The sequence below is a fragment of the Acidiplasma cupricumulans genome (genome assembly GCF_001402935.1).
GTDB lineage: Archaea > Thermoplasmatota > Thermoplasmata > Thermoplasmatales > Thermoplasmataceae > Acidiplasma > Acidiplasma aeolicum.
Genome location: NZ_LKBH01000139.1, coordinates 1 through 17,673, shown reverse-complemented (window position 1 = coordinate 17,673; position 17,673 = coordinate 1). Strand labels below are relative to the sequence as shown.

The window sequence follows — 17,673 nt, the reverse complement described above, 5'->3', positions numbered from 1 at the left end:
TATTTTATAATGATATTTATCACATATTATCAATAATTTCATTATGGCAGGCTTAACATAACAACTGTTTATGTTATATATTAATCCAGCACATTATTCCTTTTAAATATTTTTATATATCTATAACCATTTAAATTATTATGGACGATACATACAGTCATATATCAAATATTTATGGGATGAACCATTATGAAATAGATAAGCCATTCCAGAAAATCCTTGAATTTTATGCTGGAAAAAGATTAAACCTTGACCAGCTTGGTTTATATGCCGGAAAGGAACTCTATGAAATTACAGATTATATAGATAAAATATCACCACCGGCACTTAAAATGTGGGGAATAGACGGTGATAGAATAGACAGCGTTCTTATAGATACCATGGAAAAGCAGGCCATTGAAAAACTAATTAAGGACTTTGGCATAAATAGGCCCTATTTTCATGGAAAATCCATAATAGAACATTATGCAATGGGTTATCTTGTTGCAGATCCTGGAATATACTGTATAATAACACTTACACATCAAACCGCATATGCCCTGCACAAGTATGGCAATGGCGCCTTCAATGATTATGTTTCTGACCTTATTGGTGATTCAGATAATATAATGCTTGGTGCAACATGGTTTACCGAAATACAGGGGGGCAGTGACCTTGGTGCAAATAGGACAGTGGCAGAATTACAGAATAATATGTGGTATCTTACCGGAGATAAATACTTTGCAAGCAATGCGGGCCTTGCCGATGTGTCATTAACATCTGCATTTCATGATGGAAACCATGGTGCAAAGGGGTTATCACTTTTTGTGCTGCCAAGAAGGAATATTAATGGTGATTTAAATTACCATGTCAGGCGGCTCAAGGAAAAAAGCGCCACAAAGAGTGTGCCATCCGGTGAGGTTGAACTAAACAGATCTGAGGCCCAGATGCTTGGTGATGCAGGTCGCGGAATCTATTATATAACTGAAGATCTAATGGTTTCAAGGCTTGATAATGCTGCAGCGGCATGCGGAATAGCAAGAAAGGCTTATTTAGAGGCCTATTATTATTCAATGAAGAGAAAAACATTTGGATCACTTCTAATTGAACATCCTGGAATTAAAAGGGATTTGCTGGATATGGAGATACTCTTGGAGGGTTCCATTGCACTGACGTTTAAAACCATTGACCTCTTTAATAAATCGATAAAATCTGAACCACCATATGATGGTGATTATAATTATGCAAGGTTAATGACGCATATTGTAAAAAACATTACAGCAGAGTCATCATCAATTATTACAGAGATGGCCACTGAACTTCATGGAGGTATAGGATTTTTGTCCGAGTTTCCAATAGAACGGTGGCACAGGGAGGCTTTAATAACACCCATATGGGAGGGTGCAAGCAATATACAGGCACTTGATATGCTTGAGGCAATAAAGAGGAAGGAGGCACACATTAAAATGCTTCAGGACTTTAATAAAATGGTGAATGAAATTAAAGATGGCAGGGAAATTGCCAGTTCATGCTACAGCATTATTAATGAATCCATTGACAGGATTTTATCCATGGATGATATAGCATCTCAGTTTCATGCAAAGTATTTAATGGATTCAATCGGCAATTCAATGGCCAGCATTCTTCTAATTTACATTGGCAATAAGACAGGAAATAACGATTTTATCACAGCAGGTAATCTCTATTTTCAAAGGTATGTAAAGAAAATTGATTATGATAATGATGTGCTGTCACTGTGCGATTCACTTATAAATATTGAGGGTCCTGAAAGGCTGATTAAAAACAGGTGATAAATACCTTTTTTAACATATAATGTGAAAAATAATGCCATTATTACCAAAAAGATGAGAATAATTTTAATTGCCCTAATATAATTAAAATTATCTTAATTAATACTGGTTATTAATTTTTGATAACCATATATCATTTATTTAAACCCTATCCATAGAAGCAAAATACCTATAAATTCAGCGTAGTAAAGAAATACAGGTATTGCCGCTATGTAAAGTGTTCCGGCAATGCTTACGACAATGACGCCAGCAATTATGCTCAGGAGTTTTATGTTTCTGGATTTTTTATAGCTTAATGCCGCTATTAAAATGATGAAAAACGCTGCCGGAAAACTTACAAACGATGAAGAAACCACAACCATCAATGGGAGTGGACCAAAAACAATATGGTGTATTATAATTTTCCCAACCGGATATATTATCAGTGTAATAAGCAAAAATATGGATGCAAGTCCTGTATATAAATAATAATAATTAAGGTATTTTTTATTCCCAAAGAGTGCGAATGACCCCATGGCAAGGAAATCAACCAGTATTGCAACCAGAAACAGGTATAAATCTATTAAAAATCTGGAGAATATCCCCGCAGCCATTAAAAGCTCAAGGAATACTGAAATAACAAAGACGAGAAGGCCCAGTCCCCAGTACAAAAGGTGCAGGCCATGATTTTTCTGGTACTTCATAAAAATAACTGCGGTAAGTCCGGCTGTCAGAAGCAGGATGATAATAACGGATATTTCCACAAATGCCCTTGATGTAATAAGCATAAAACTAGGATTGTTTATTGCTATAAAACTTTATTTGCAAATTATTTAGGTATTTCAATTTAAGAAAATTAAAACCCTTTTGTAATGTTAACATCCTCAGCAAGAACATAGGGCATGATTGATGGCGATATCTCATCCCACCATTTTACATACTTTTCCTCGGATGAAACCTTTTTAATATTTTTAAGTATATTGGGTATTGAATCACTTATCCTTATTCCACCAATGGCCTTGCTAATTTTTCCATTGTTTATAAGAAATATACCGTCCCTTGGAACCGTTGAGAATATTCCATTCTCCTCGTCCTGGAATCTTGTGTACCATGCATTATTTATAAATATTCCATGGTCAACAGAATTAATTATATCATCAAATTTATTATTCCCACCATGCATGTGCAGCTGCCATGCATGTGGATATATTATCCCGGCATTTCCTGTGGTTTTTGTGCCGGCCTCCATGGCAGTGGTATATGAATGCAGGTATGTTTTAAGTGTACCATTTTTTATTATTTCAAGATTCTTTGTCAATGTGCCCTCATCATCAACAGGATTGAAACCAACGCCATTTATATTCGCGGGCTCATCGCTTAGATTAACATAACCTGAGGCTACATTTTTGTCCAGCATATTCTTAAAAGGGCTGCTTCCTGATTCTATGTTAAAAAATGAGAAAAAACCTGAGCTGTATGAAAGAAGATTTCCAATTACATTTGGGGACATTATAACATCATATTTCCCCTCAGGAATATCCAGATTATCATATTGTGACTGCAGTGGAAGAACTGCAGCATTTACCATGCTGTAGGGATCAATATTTTTAATTGAACCGGGGCCAAAATGATAGTTCTCCTGGCCTGATAAATTTCCCTTAAAGGACCTCAAAACAATCTCCATTCCGGGCCTTGAAAATTTTTCATCATTGTAAGGTGTTTTAACATGAACCGTTTCATATGATTGATAAATTACACCTGCAGACCTTTCAGCACCGTTTTTTAATGATGCGTCTATGAGCTGCTGTGAAATATCGTATATGTCCCTCCTTTCAAAGTTTGTTATTTCCATATTATAATCATTTTTCTCAGGATTAATGCCATTATATGAAATGTAATCAGGGCTTATTGACAGCATCCGTTTTATTCTGTCTATTATATAATCATAGTTTAGGTTAATTGCATTAAATGATGCCTCTGCTATTTTCTTTCCCCTGGATGCAAATATCTTTATTCCTGAATCAAACCACCTGTTAAATATGTCCATGGTGTTATTTGAAAACCTCAATTCCTCGGTATCATCTCTTAATTCAATTATTGAATACTCATCACAGATTTCGGCAAGCCTTTCTGATATGTATAAAATATCCATGGGAATCACTTTATATACATATTCCTGAGCCTTGCATGGGGACCTCCCATCCAGACATCAACACCCTGCTCGGGGTCTCCCTTTCCGCATATGCCGGCACTGAATTTTAAATCATTTCCTACTGCATCCATGGATGTATAAAATTTTACTGTGTTTGTTTCTATCACAGGCCTTCTAACCTGTTCCATAATTTTGCCGTTCTTTATTATATATGCCTCCCTGCCAACATATTTTTCATTAAATCTTATATCATCTATATTCCATTCGGTATAATTTTTTATGTATATTCCATTCCTTATATCCTCTATTAATTCATCGAATGTATAATCCCCAGGCTCAAGATAGGTTGTGCTCATTCTTGCAAGTGGCTCCATATCCCAGTCTGAGGACCTGCCACCGCCATTTGACTTTGAATTGTTTAATCCCGCACTTTCCCTGTTTAAAATAAATTCTGATGTGTACCCGTTTTTATACAAATACCTTTTTTTGGCCCTAATTCCCTCATCATCATATTTATAATAGCCGAAGCTTTTTGCAACATTGGGATCGTCTATGATATTCACTGCACTGCTTCCTATTTTTAGAGGATAATTATCAGGCCTTATAAATGATTCGCCTGCCTGTGCGGACTCCCTTCCTGAAATACGGTCATATTCCATGGGATGGCCGGCAGACTCATGTGCGGCTATACCGCTTATATCCGGCCCTATTACAACATCGTACTTGCCTGGCTCCGGCCTGTGGGACCTTATTGCACCCTGAATTGACTTAATATCATTTTTTATTATATCTTCCAGATTTAGTTCAAGTAGATTCTCATATCCGCCGGTATAGCCAAATTCATTATATGTCTCCTCAAATGATCCTGAATCGTAGACTCCAGCATTGTATACATAGTATATCCTTGAGTATTCTGAATTAATCTCTGTTCCCGATGAATTAATATAAAATTGTTTTATTTGCCTATCATGAAGGGCGTTCATTCTTAGGCTGGCACCGGCATTATCCATTAAGGCATCTGCGGATTTTAAAATATCAATTTTTTCAGAATCCGGGAAATCTGTAACTGCTTTTTTTCCATTTTCGCTCCATGCATCCCTTGTGCCACCACCCTGGTCAATTTTGTTCTTTCCCTTTAATCTGGATTTTTTTATTACAGCATCAAGTTTATCCCTTATGGCATCAAAATTGTCATCATTAAAAAACCCCATGGATATTGATCCGTTTTGAACCCTTACAGCATATCCAGAATCCTCAGAAAGGCCGGACCCTGTATACTTGCCATTATTATAATGGTAATAATTCTCACTGGATTGTATAAATCTTACCTCACAGTATTCGGATTGCCTTTCCAAATAACTTAAAATTTTATCTGCAAATTCCATAAAATCATTTTTCTTTTATTGTTGATTCATAATTTTTTAAAATTCTGCTTATGCATTTTCCGTAATTGTAGTCAGCGTCATCCCTTTCCATTGTCATCTTTGGCGTGATTAATTTTGTTCTAACAGAGTATTTTCCCCTGCCCTCTGTTTTGTATTTCCTAATGTTGAATATTAATTTACCTGTGTTTCCAATTATCCTGCACACATTTTTAATGAACTTGTCTGCCATAAAATATGTTATATCATATAGATCGCGGTCATCCTGGTCAAGGCCAGAAACCTCTATAAAGAAACCCTCCTCTGATCCGGTTTCAATTATATTGATTATATCAGATATGCCTATGATCCCTGTAACCTTCATGTTTTTATCCACAACCGGAACTATATGAAGGCCATTTTTAAGAAGTACATTTACAGTATCAAGCACATTTGAATCCTCATCAACATAAACCGGTGAATCCATAAGTGATGACACAACAACCTCAACCTTTGATTTTCCCGATGTGTATTCACCATAGGTGATTTTTTCCTTATCCATAACTGCGTAATTGATTATTTCCCTGGCCCTTAAGATGCCGGTAAGCTTTCCATTTTTTGTTACAGGTATTTCATACTCGTCCAGCTGCCTTATTCTATCTGCCGCAACCTCGATATCCTCGTTTTCCTCAACGGTTACAACGTCCGAATTCATTATTTCGAAATTTTTTATATTTTTTGCATTTGATATTATTTGTTCAAGATTTTTTATAATATCTGTTCTTGTTATTATGCCCTTAAGAATGCCCTTTTCAACAACGGGTATTGAATTAAGCCCGCTCTCCTTTATTAACCTTACAGCCTCTATTACATCAGCCTTTTCCCCAACAACAGGGGTATTGATTGAAAAATTATAAACCTTGGAATTTGTCTTAATGCTTCCCCTTCTAAGTATATTTTTATAGGTTAGCATTGCCACATATTTTTTATTATCCACTATTGGAAGCTGCTGGATGTCATTTGTATTCATTTTTGAAATTGCCTCAGAAACTGTCGCATCCTTTTCAATTGTCACAAGATCCCTTGTCATTAATTCCTCAACCTGCATTTTATCACCAGTATTTTAAACTCATTTTATCTATTATATTGTTAATTTCATTCGACATATTTAATTTATTGGATATACCATAAAAAATGTCTGATATTAAATCCATGCAGCTTATATTATATCTTGTTATTTCCTGTGTACCAACCCTGCCAACCCTGTCTATTATAATTTTGCTTTTTTCCATTTCTTCAGAAAATGTTATAAAATTAAATCCATGGGTTTTTAAATAATTTTCATTTAATATTATCTGGTGTGTTTCTGTATCCTCCGTGCCGGGCTGGATCATGTTTCCATTTTTTGCCATGCTGTGTGCCAGGTTCCTGGTGTTTTTAACAACATTGCCGGCATATTCCTGACCAAATTTAAGCATCTCTTCCACTGCAATGGAAAGGCCGGCAAATCTTGATAAATTAAAATTATCGAATGTTTTAAAAATTGAATTTTCCTCTATTTTATCAAATAATTTATTATCATTTGTCATTATTATCCCACCCTGCGGCCCAAAGAATGTTTTATGTGTGGAACCATACAAAATATCTGAATATTTCATTGCATCATCCTGAAATGCGCCACCTGCAATAAGCCCAAGTACGTGTGATGCATCATATAGTAATTTTATTTCATATTTATCACATATTTCTCTTATTCTTTTAAGGTCATAATGCCTAATAAAAACTGACTGGCCCAGTATAATTGCATCCGGTTTTTCACTGGATGCCACATTTTCCAGTCCATCATAATTTATTTTATAACCCTCCATTGGTACCGGAACAGATTTGAAGTTCAGTATGCGGTCAAGATTTCCGCCAAAATATCCAGGATATCCGCCATTATCTTCAGGTATTGCCATGATCTTTCTTTTATTTAAAATGGAAAGTATGGATATTTCTGCAGCAATGTGCCCTGATAGTGGCCTGGCCTCGGCATATTCAGATTTAAACAGTTTTTTTATATTTTCATGGGTCTCCGTATAAATTTCCTCCATGTATCTTGTTCCACCGTATATATTATCACCGTTTATTTCCAATGAATATCTGGATCCAAGGTCTGATGACATTGCGAGTTTCACGTTTGGGCTCAGCATATTTTCAGATGCCTGCATATTTATAACAGAATTCCGGTATGCATTATGTCTCATAATAAGGTCCAATACAGACATGGGACATTATTCCAACATTTTATAAATATTATTTTAAAATTAAATTGAATTTGAAGTTATTTCATATAAACCATATTTGTAATTAACGTGATATTATCATAATCAGGGAATGGTTAAATTTTATTTTATACAATTTTGATATTACCATATAACGATTTTTTAAAAATAATTTTAATAATTGTATGCCATTGAATATATTCCCGATGCCAGTGTTATAATGCCCTGCCTTAAATCCTCAAGGGAAATCTTCTCGTCATTCATGTGTGATTCCTCAAGTATGCCAGGGCCATAATTAAGCGACGGAATTCCATAATGATTTGTAAACCTCATGTCAAATGTTCCCGGTGATAGTACCAGTGATGGCTTTTTTCCATTTGCCATTTCAAAACCCTTTATAAATAGTTTATAATATTTTCCATCTTTGTCCTCCAGAATTGAGTCAGTTATATAATGTTCCTTTATTTCAATGTCATATCGTGAGCTCCTTCCAAAGCTTTTTATCAATTCATATAATTTATCCCTTTCATCATTAAGGTTTTCCTCAGGTATTAACCTTCTGTAAACTGAAAACTCACATTCATCTGCAATTGTATTTGCCCATGTACCGCATCTTAAATAGCCAATTGCCATACCAGGTTTTTTTGAACCCTCTGGTATAATATTATATTTTGAAATTCTTGACATCTCAAGGTCCCTTGAATACTTATTTAAAAGTGTTATCAGATCAACTGCACCTGAAATTGCATCCTTGCCCAGATATGCCATTGACCCATGGCTTTTCCTGCCAAAGACCTTTACTGTGATAAATATTGCACCACGGTGGCCATAGCATATGTTATCCACGCCCAGTGGCTCTGTAAATATAACAAAATCTGTATTTTCCCGGGAGATTATTTTGGATTCCATTAAATAATACATTCCTGCATTTTTATTTCCAACTGTTTCCTCGTCAGGCACTGCTGTTTGCATGATGCTTATTTTATCAAATATCTGCCCAACTGTATTTTCCAAGAGCTTAATGGCATAAATTTGCATTGCCAGACCACCCTTCATATCACTTGACCCCCTGCCATAAAGATATGAATTGCTTATTAAAGGCTTGAATGGATCGGTTTTCCATCCTGTTCCGGCAGGAACAACATCATAATGGCCATTCAGGGTAATTTTGAGTTTTCCATTTCCCTTAAGGCCAATAACTGATGGCCTTGGGCCTGTTCCAAACTGGCACAACTCTGGAAGCCGGTTTTCTGGAACCTCAATGATTCTTGAACTGTACCCCTCTGAGTTCAATTTTTCTGAAAAAAGCTTTGCAAATTCCTCATAATTAGATCCCGGGGGATTTTCTGTGGGTATTTCAACCATTTGCCCAAGAAAATTTACAGCATCATCCATTATGTTATCTGCATTATTTTTAAGTCTTGATATTACATCTTCCATGATTATTACCTATAATTTTGGCTCGAATCTTCCATCTATGGCAGTCCAGCCCCCGTCAACGAATATTACCGTGCCATCTATAAATGATGCTGCAGGCATGGTCAGGAACACTGCCGGGCCTGCTATTTCATCAACGGATGCCCATCTGTTAAGTGCGCTTCTCTCACTGTACGCCCTGTACCAGTCCGGATCCTTTTTTATCTGCTGTGTCAATGGTGTGTCCACAACCCCGGGTGCTATGGCATTAACCCTTATGTTATTTTTCCCAACCTCGGAGCAGAGGCCCCTGACAAGCTGTACAAGGCCGGCCTTTGTGGCAGCGTATGCTGACTGTCCGGGCTCAACAACAATGCTTCTTATTGATGAGAGAACCACAATGCTCCCCGCAACGTTTTTACCGATCATTGATTTCGCAATCTCCCGCATGGCCATGAAATTGCCCTTTAAATTAAGGTTTATAACTGTTTGAAACTCATCGTCTGCATAATCCAGGAATTTTTTTCTTATATTTATTCCGGGTGTGATAAAGCCTGCATCTATTCTTCCAAATTTTTTTTCTGTTCTTTCAACAAGGTCATGTATGCTTTCACCAGACCTTATATCAACAGGCATAAATTCAACTTTTTTATTTTCGCCAATTAATTTTTTTGCCTCCCCAGAAAGCCTGTTTATGTCATAATCGGCCATCATGACATTCCCGCCAAGAGCTGAGTAAAGACGAGATATTGCAAGGCCAATACCGCTAGCGGCGCCGATGACAAGTGCTGTATTACCGCTTACACTGAAAAGTTTGTTATCATCCATAAAAATACCTCTGTAAAAATAATGATAATTTATATATATTGTTTTTTATTTAAACCAAATAAATAATTTTACATATTTTTTAATATTGATTCAGTAAAATAGGATGTTGTTGCATTGCCGCCCATATCCGGTGTCCTTACACCTGACCTTATTGCATTGAATAGTGAATCCTCAATAATCTTACTAAATTTACCAAATCCAAGCCAGTCCAGCATCATGGAGGTGGACATAATCATGGCCGTGGGATTTGCAATATTCCTTCCTGCTATATCCGGAGCACTTCCATGGACAGGTTCGAACATCCCCATATTATCAGATATATTACCGCTGTATGCAAATCCAAGCCCCCCAACTGTGGCCGCACCAAGATCTGAAAGCACATCACCAAACATATTCTCTGTAACAATGACATTTAGTTCATCAGGCCTTATTATCATGTGCTGGGCCATGGCATCTGCATACATATATTTCGCAACGATTTCATCATATCTGGATGAAACCTCAGAAAAAATCTTTCTGAAGAACGCAAAGGATCTTAGCACATTGCTTTTATCAACACAAACAACTGATTTTTTCCCATCTTTTGGGGAACCCTTTGTTTTTTTGGCAAGCTCAAATGCAAATCTTGATATCCTTTCAGTGCCCTTTCTGGTTATTGTTTGGTTATCTATGGCCAGTTCATCCCTGAGCACAAGGCCGCCAAAATGGCTTGAGTAAAGGCCCTCGCTGTTTTCCCTTATAATCGTATAATTTATTGAATCCGGATTATTATAAGACTTTAATGGTGATTCAACACCTGGTAAAAGCCTGACCGGCCTGACATTTGCATACAGGTCCAGGTCAAATCTAAGTGATAAAATAACGTCAAGTGCCTTCTCTGTTCCACCAGTATTCCTCAGCTTTGGATCTCCCATTGGCGCCTTTAATATTGCCTTATACTTACGTGCCTCATCCAGTATATGATCAAGGTCCCATTTACCATTATCAAGTGTTACTGCACCAATGTCATATTCAACAGGATTTATATTTAATCCAAAATTCTCATGCAGTTTATTTATTATTTTAATTGCCGCGTTCATAATCTCCGGTCCAATGCCATCCCCATTCAAAACCATTACATCCATGATGATAATAAACCAATAATGTATTAATTATTTTTTATTTAAACACAAAATATAATCATTGCAGAATATCATTAAAAAAGTTCTGATGCCATGATGTCTTCTTAATAATCTACAATTAGGCCCTAAAAAAATATTGAAAGAACAGCCAATTCTGCGGCCATTCTGGCCATTTCTGCAATTTTGTCAACTTGTTCAGTATATTTGCATGATGATACACAAAACACGGTATCGCCATCTAGTGAGGTACTGTATGGCCATATTCTTGAGGCAAGACCAAAATTTGCAGCCTCTGCTATATAATTTGCCTCACTGTGAGATATTATTGCATTTGTTATAACAGCCGAAATGGTTGTATTAAATTTAAAATCTCTTGTAAATTCATTCCATATTGTTCCTTCAATAATTTTCTCTTTTAATTTATTAAGAGACCCAATATTTTTATTTGTTAGGTTCCGGCCATTTAGGTCATAAACGTCGCCAAGGCTATTTAATATAACATAGACGCCGACCCTGACATTATTTAGTGAAATTTCATAATAACCCTGTCCAGACCTAATCCGCCTTCCATTGCTGTACTTGCTCACTGTTGCACCTGTGCCTCCCCAAAATGGGCCAACTGGTATATTTTTTCCAATGGTTTTAAATGCCCTTTCAATCCATTCACGGTCAGGAATTTCTCCATTGACATCAAGGTCGTATATGGCTGCAGCGGGAACAATTGGAATGTAATTATCATCAAGCCTGGAACCAGCATTAATGTTCCTTAAATAACGGTATACCTCAGATATAAGTGCAAGGCCAAATACGCTTCTGCCTGTCATTAATATCCCATCAATGGAGTAGTCCGGCCTGTGGTTTGAGTTAAGCAGCGAGATTTCATGGCTTGCCGGGGAACCACCTGATTGAAAAATTCCTGATGTGTTTGGCCTGTCGCACAGAAGCATTGTCATTCCGGAATTCCTGTTAATGTCAGTGTAACCGCATATGCTAAATCCATCTATGCCCATTTCCATAATTTTAGTCTGCAATTCTATCAGGTGCCCCATGCCTAAATGTTTCTGCGGAGAGCAGCATGCCTGAAACCATGATTAATTCAGCAAGGAATAGCCAGAGTGTCCATGCAGCAAATAAACTGTGCATAAAGGTTGAAAAGAAGAGTACTATGCTTATTGCAAATCCACCAAAGACGGCACCACCATTGTAGGCAAATCCCACCCCTGTGGTCCTGAACTGCTTGCCAAAGGACTCTGCCAGAAATGCGGGAAGCGTTGAGAATATCATTGCCTCAAAGAAGGCCTGTACACTGAATGCTATTAAATCATTTATTGCACCGCCCCTAAACGCAAGGAATGCAATTGGGTATGTTAAAATGATGAAAATTAATGAATATACAAGTATGCTTTTTTTCCTTCCAACTATTAAGAGCGCTGTAATCCCGCCAATCCAAACACCAAATAATGATACAAGATTAATCAGTGCATTATATGTTCCAACCTTTGTATTGCTCATTGCAGGATTAAGTATTGATAAAAGGGCCGGATAAAATGAAAATGTAACGGTATTTATGAATAATAGACCGGAGGTAAAAATTAGTGCGAATATTAGTGGTTTACCACCCTTTTTGAAAAGTCCAACAACCGGCTCCCTTAAAACCTCCTTATTTTTTTTCATATCATCAAAAACAGTTGTTTCAGATGTTATATACCTTATTATTAGGGTTAGCATCCCAGGGATAATTGTTGTATAAAATAAAACCCTCCAGCCTATTATTGCAAATTCTGTTTTGCCATAATATGATGAAAGCGCTGCAAAAACAAAGGAAACTATAAAAAATCCAGTTCCATAACCACTCTGAACAAAAGCTCCTATTGGTGCCCTTTTTGCTGCAGGTATGTCCTCCATTGAAAGCGTGGTGCCACCACCGTATTCCGCCCCTGCAAATGTCCCCTCTATAAACAGAATAATATAAAGCAAAACGGGTGCAAGTATGCCTATTGATTTATAAGATGGCAGGAGTCCCTTTGATGCAGCAAAAACTGAAAAACCGACTATTGTTATTGTTAACATGTTTTTTCTTCCTATTCTATCCCCCAAAAAATTTCCAAGTGCCACAGAACCCACAGGCCTTGCTATTTCCTCAACGGCAAGCCCGCCAAATGTGGCAATAAGCCCGTATATGCCAATGGTGCTTGGGAAAAACACAGTTGAAACTGTAACCGCAACAAGTGCATATGCAATTGTTGTATAGCCATCCATTAACCATCCTGAATATGCCGAAATTACCTGAAACCATCTCTGTTTATTTAAACCATAAACTGCCATGTTAATCATACACACGATGTGTATATAAATTTATTTTTTGCAACGAAATATAACATCATATTAAAAATTTATGCATTTTGGTTTTTTTATGTAATTTCAAATCATATGAAGTGATTATTTTAAATAATAGAAAAATTCAGCTATTTTTAACACTTATTTCTGGCATAGATTTAGATTAAACCAAAAATAATGGGCTGGCGACCTAATTGTAAATCATAATTAAAACTTGTAAAATTACATAAATAATTTTTTGTATTAATTTGAATTATTGTTTTTATGATAAAAATAAAATGGTTAAGTCATGCATGCTGGCTTATAGATTTTGGAGATCTTAGAATAATAATAGACCCGTTTTTAACAGGGAATCCAAAGGCGCCTGTGCGCGCTGATGAAATTAAGGACGTAAAATATGTGCTTGTTACGCATAATCATTTCGACCATATAAATGATGCCTTCAAAATTGCAAGGAACAACAATGCAAAGGTTATAGGAATATACGAACTAACAATGTATCCTGATAAGGATGGATTCCCTGATGAAAATATTATTGGAATGAATAAGGGATCCTTAAGTGATCTTGGGGACATATCCATTGGCATGGTAAATGCCGTGCACAGTGGAAATGAATCCGGATTTATAATTAGAAAGAATGGTGTGACAATATATCATGCAGGGGATACTGCCTTTTTTGGTGATATGAAGTACATAAAAGAATTTTACCATCCTGATATTGCAATGCTTCCAATAGGTGGATTCTACACTATGGGACCGATGGAGGCGGCAAGGGCTGCAGAACTCATTGGTGCAAAAATTACATTCCCAATGCATTACGGTACATTTCCTGCAATAGATGCGGACCCAAAAAAATTCAAGGAACTTTCTGATAAATATACAAAGGTTGTTATACTTAACCCCGGTGATGAATATACATTATAATAATTTTAGGCGTTTAGCTGTGTTATTTTTATATTTTTAATATTTACATCCTGATTTTTAAGGTATGCAATATAAATAACATTGCTGTAAAAATTTTTAACATTTATTGAAAATGTTATATAATCCCGGTTTAAATCATTATTTACTGTTTTGTTTAAAACAACGCATTTCCCGGAGTTAAATTTTATTATAAATGTCGTGTTTTTCTCCACTGTGCTGTTTAATGTAAATGTAATGCTATAATTCCCCGGAAGAAGATATGTTTTATTTGAATCATAGATGTTTAATGCATTATCATCCAGCTTACCAAAATATGATGTATTTTTATTTATAAAAGGCCCCTCCGAGATGCCATTAACTGTCTGAAAATAATTATAACTGTAATTATTGTTTGATGGAACATATAATTCCGGACTTCCAGTATAATTTAATTTCAAAACCATAATGCCGTAACCCTCTGCCAGTATCCCATATAAGCCACTTGATATGTATTCCTGTGCCAGTTCAGCAAGGCTTATATTCTGTGAATTTTTTACATATGTCTGTGAATCCGAGAAATCTGCTATAAGGTATTTATAGTATGGAACCTTTTCGGAAATTGTTGCATCAGGGAATGCGGTTGCATTGTAATTTTTGTAAAATTCAGGGAAGATATTATTTCCTGTTATTAATGATGAATTATTATTAATTATGCCCTTTATTTCATGCATAAAATTTATTTTGGCCACATTGATGTTTTTATTATTTCCACTGAAATAACCAATGTTTGCGGGCTCCATGGATGCTGGTGATAGCGGGCTCAGTATGGCAAATCCAATTATGCTAAATAATACTATTACCAGCATTGAATTCTTAAAATATTTTTTAATTTTTTTAAAGTTTGGGGAAATATCAATTTTTTCTAATATTACATATATTCCAAAAATACCGGCAATAAAAACAAATGGTATAAACATCATTGAATACTGAAAGCCTATGAAATAATATGGTATATATGTTGAAAGCATTGCATATGCAAAATATGGAAGTGCGGGTAGCAGCCCTGCTGGATATTCTATAAAAAGAAAATCAACAGCCAGGAATCCTAGTATAAGAAACAGTATTTTTATATCATAATTCGCAACAAGAACTGATATTATTTTTTCTGGATTATAAAACAGCACTGTTAAAAATCCGGTTAGGCTCCTTGAAACGCTGCCTGAACCGCCTATAATAAGGTATGTTGCCTCAGGTATATGCCCAATATAGGATTTCAGGAATCCGGCTAGTATATAATAGGAAAATAGTACTGCAAATGATATGCCAAAATACATGCCATTGCTAAGTTTCCTGGGCCTGGTAACTATTCCCCTTTTATTTAAAATAATTTCCATAAGTATAATCATCATTGCTATGAAAATAAAATTTGAATGCAGGGATATTATCAGGGCGAGAAATATGTAATATAGTACTCTTTTGGCCTTTAAAAGGTAATAAAGTGCCATAAAATAGAAGAATGGAATAAATACCATAAGATGAAAATCAAAGTATACAGGGCTCTCTGTAAGCGGAGACAATATAAATGCAACGGGCATTATAAATGAAATAAATTTAAGTGTGCTGCACTTTATTCTTTTATTCTTTGAACCATTCTCAAGCCGGGTTAAAATTTCATCTGTTATATAATAAAGGGGAATAATTGAAAAGCTGAGAAATATTGATTGAATTATTAAAAGTGTGTATTCTGATGGAAAAAAATAAAATGGTATTTCTATTAGGAATATAAATGGTGAAAAATGCTCCGCAAGGTAACTTGAGCCCAGAAGTGATGTATAAAAGAATTTACCCTTAAGAACAGAATAAAATACCTGTGAGTAAAGACCAAGGTCCCATGCATAGGCCTGAAAATTATAGGCTTTTAAAATTGAATAATATGAAAATAATATTGTAAATATTGATGCGACAGCGTATAAAATTATTACCGGTTTCCTTAATATGAAGTTTATACCGCCGCCAATTTTATTATTCATTGAATCATATAATTAAACTACTTATAATTATTTTGTCATTATTTTAATTTCTTAATAACAATATTTTTATTCACATGGTTTATATGCTTAAATGAAAGGCCAGAGATGGATAATTGATATACTGACATTTTTGCTTTTTGGTTTTCTGCTTTTTGAGCTGATTAAAACTGCAGTTTTAATGCCGACAATAAGAAAGGAATTAAATTTAAGCCTTGAACAGGAGGCACTCCTGCTCGGTATATTCTCAGGCGGGCCTGGGATAATCATGGGATTATTTGGTGGGATCATAGTTGATAAGATAGGTGCCAGATACGGCGGATTATTTCCATTGATTGCATTCACTGTTGTAACCATTGGTGTTGGCCTTTCCAGGAATTTTTCCCAGCTTGCAGCTGCAATTATAATATTCGGAATCTTTGAATCATTCACCAACACTGTTGTTTATAAATTAACAGGAAACTGGTTTGGAAAACACGAGAGGGGGCTTGGGGCTGGAATCACAAATTCAGCATCACCATTTTTCACATTTTTAGCCCCTGCAGTGGCCATACCACTCCTTTTATTTTTCCACGGAAATTTCCATGAGGTTTTTCTGCTTTTTGCTGTATTTTCAATTCCCCTTTTAATAGTATGGGTCTTATTTGTTTATGACAGGCCGGAGGAATCAAGATTTATAACAATGGATGAATTAAAAATAATATATTCTGATGAATTATCATCAGGAATTATAAAGGAAGGGGAACTTGAGGAAGCGTATAAATCCCATAAATCATTGGATAAAATAAACAAAAATATTAAAAGTTCAAATTCAGTTAAAATATCAGATGCATTTAAATATATATTTAGCAGCAGGGACAGTCTTGGATTAATAATAGGAATAGGCATAATGAATCTTGTCTGGGCAAGTTATTCCGAGGTGCTTCCTACATACTTTTCAGATTATCTGTTATACTCAAACAGCATTCTTGGGCTTTATACAACAATTACCTATTTTGCCGGCTTTCTTGGTGCCATAGTTTCCGGACTGTTAACACTAAAGTATCCAAAATTGCTAATTATGAAAATCGGTGTGGTTGTAAGCACCATTGCCACAGTTCCATTAATATTTGTTAATCCCGGTATATCACCGTATATATTACTGCCGGTAACTGCAATAGGATTTTTTTCAATACTGCTATATTTCCCGCCATTTTTCTCATACACAGCAGATTACTTTGGAAAGGCTGTTCTTGGTAGGGTTCTAGGGATTCAGTTCAGTTTCATAGCACTTGCACTGGCCTTTGGTCCCACAATTATGCTTGATATTGCTGCAGCCATAAACTGGAAAATTTCCTATTTATTTGATACCTTTATGGTCATAATCGCAATAGCCCTTACGTTCATGATAAGAAAAAACAAAAAACTTGAAAAGCTGGCAACAGAGATGGAAGCTTAAAATAAATTAATAGAACTATATTAATATTTTTATCTGGAAGCAAAGTTTTTGATATTT

At 35.6% G+C, this 17,673-nt stretch carries 14 protein-coding genes; 3 read left to right on the top strand and 11 right to left on the bottom strand.

Annotated features, from left to right (window positions below):
- The first annotated feature begins 140 nt into the window (after nucleotides 1–140).
- Nucleotides 141–1,790: an acyl-CoA dehydrogenase family protein gene (locus AOG55_RS04205; RefSeq protein ID WP_055040936.1), complete on the top strand. Its 1,650-nt coding sequence runs from the start codon at nucleotides 141–143 to the stop codon at nucleotides 1,788–1,790.
- Between the two features lie 137 nt (nucleotides 1,791–1,927).
- On the opposite strand, the gene AOG55_RS04200 is transcribed toward AOG55_RS04205, so the two are convergent.
- The 10 genes from AOG55_RS04200 to AOG55_RS04155 all read right to left on the bottom strand — a co-directional run bounded on the left by AOG55_RS04200 (nucleotide 1,928) and on the right by AOG55_RS04155 (nucleotide 13,236).
- Nucleotides 1,928–2,557, bottom strand: a complete 630-nt coding sequence (locus AOG55_RS04200) for a hypothetical protein (RefSeq protein WP_055040935.1) — start codon at nucleotides 2,555–2,557, stop codon at nucleotides 1,928–1,930.
- A 68-nt stretch (nucleotides 2,558–2,625) separates the two neighbouring features.
- Nucleotides 2,626–3,921 (bottom strand): TldD/PmbA family protein, encoded by a 1,296-nt coding sequence (locus tag AOG55_RS04195; protein ID WP_055040934.1) that lies wholly within the window; start codon nucleotides 3,919–3,921, stop codon nucleotides 2,626–2,628.
- A gap of 5 nt (nucleotides 3,922–3,926) precedes the next feature.
- The gene (locus tag AOG55_RS04190) at nucleotides 3,927–5,306 is read right to left on the bottom strand and encodes a TldD/PmbA family protein (protein ID WP_055040933.1); all 1,380 of its coding nucleotides are present in this window, start codon (nucleotides 5,304–5,306) and stop codon (nucleotides 3,927–3,929) included.
- 4 nt (nucleotides 5,307–5,310) lie between these two features.
- Entirely contained in the window at nucleotides 5,311–6,390 is a 1,080-nt protein-coding gene (locus AOG55_RS04185; protein ID WP_048102315.1) for a CBS domain-containing protein, read from the bottom strand.
- A gap of 4 nt (nucleotides 6,391–6,394) precedes the next feature.
- A complete protein-coding gene (locus tag AOG55_RS04180; RefSeq protein ID WP_055040932.1) occupies nucleotides 6,395–7,549 on the bottom strand; it encodes a DegT/DnrJ/EryC1/StrS family aminotransferase in 1,155 nt (384 codons plus the stop codon).
- A 171-nt stretch (nucleotides 7,550–7,720) separates the two neighbouring features.
- Nucleotides 7,721–8,986, bottom strand: a complete 1,266-nt coding sequence (locus AOG55_RS04175) for a M20 family metallopeptidase (RefSeq protein ID WP_055040931.1) — start codon at nucleotides 8,984–8,986, stop codon at nucleotides 7,721–7,723.
- Between the two features lie 9 nt (nucleotides 8,987–8,995).
- On the bottom strand, nucleotides 8,996–9,790 hold the full coding sequence (locus AOG55_RS04170) for an SDR family NAD(P)-dependent oxidoreductase (RefSeq protein WP_055040930.1): 795 nt from the start codon (nucleotides 9,788–9,790) through the stop codon (nucleotides 8,996–8,998).
- Between the two features lie 68 nt (nucleotides 9,791–9,858).
- Complete coding sequence (locus tag AOG55_RS04165; RefSeq protein WP_055040929.1) at nucleotides 9,859–10,914, bottom strand: isocitrate/isopropylmalate dehydrogenase family protein; 1,056 nt, start codon at nucleotides 10,912–10,914, stop codon at nucleotides 9,859–9,861.
- A 122-nt stretch (nucleotides 10,915–11,036) separates the two neighbouring features.
- The gene (locus tag AOG55_RS04160) at nucleotides 11,037–11,942 is read right to left on the bottom strand and encodes a P1 family peptidase (RefSeq protein WP_162216760.1); all 906 of its coding nucleotides are present in this window, start codon (nucleotides 11,940–11,942) and stop codon (nucleotides 11,037–11,039) included.
- On the bottom strand, nucleotides 11,932–13,236 hold the full coding sequence (locus AOG55_RS04155) for an MFS transporter (RefSeq protein ID WP_048102321.1): 1,305 nt from the start codon (nucleotides 13,234–13,236) through the stop codon (nucleotides 11,932–11,934). Before AOG55_RS04155 ends, AOG55_RS04160 begins: the two co-directional genes overlap by 11 nt.
- A 276-nt stretch (nucleotides 13,237–13,512) precedes the next feature.
- On the opposite strand from AOG55_RS04155, the gene AOG55_RS04150 reads away from it, so the two are divergent.
- Nucleotides 13,513–14,172 carry a metal-dependent hydrolase gene (locus AOG55_RS04150; RefSeq protein WP_055040927.1) on the top strand — a complete coding sequence of 220 codons (660 nt, stop codon included), beginning with the start codon at nucleotides 13,513–13,515 and terminating at the stop codon, nucleotides 14,170–14,172.
- 5 nt (nucleotides 14,173–14,177) lie between these two features.
- Here the strand turns inward: AOG55_RS04150 and AOG55_RS04145 are convergent, their stop codons facing one another.
- Nucleotides 14,178–16,181, bottom strand: a complete 2,004-nt coding sequence (locus tag AOG55_RS04145; protein ID WP_055040926.1) for a DUF2079 domain-containing protein — start codon at nucleotides 16,179–16,181, stop codon at nucleotides 14,178–14,180.
- Between the two features lie 91 nt (nucleotides 16,182–16,272).
- Between AOG55_RS04145 and AOG55_RS04140 the strand changes: the two genes are divergently transcribed.
- On the top strand, nucleotides 16,273–17,616 hold the full coding sequence (locus AOG55_RS04140) for an MFS transporter (RefSeq protein WP_048102324.1): 1,344 nt from the start codon (nucleotides 16,273–16,275) through the stop codon (nucleotides 17,614–17,616).
- Nucleotides 17,617–17,673 lie beyond the last annotated feature (57 nt).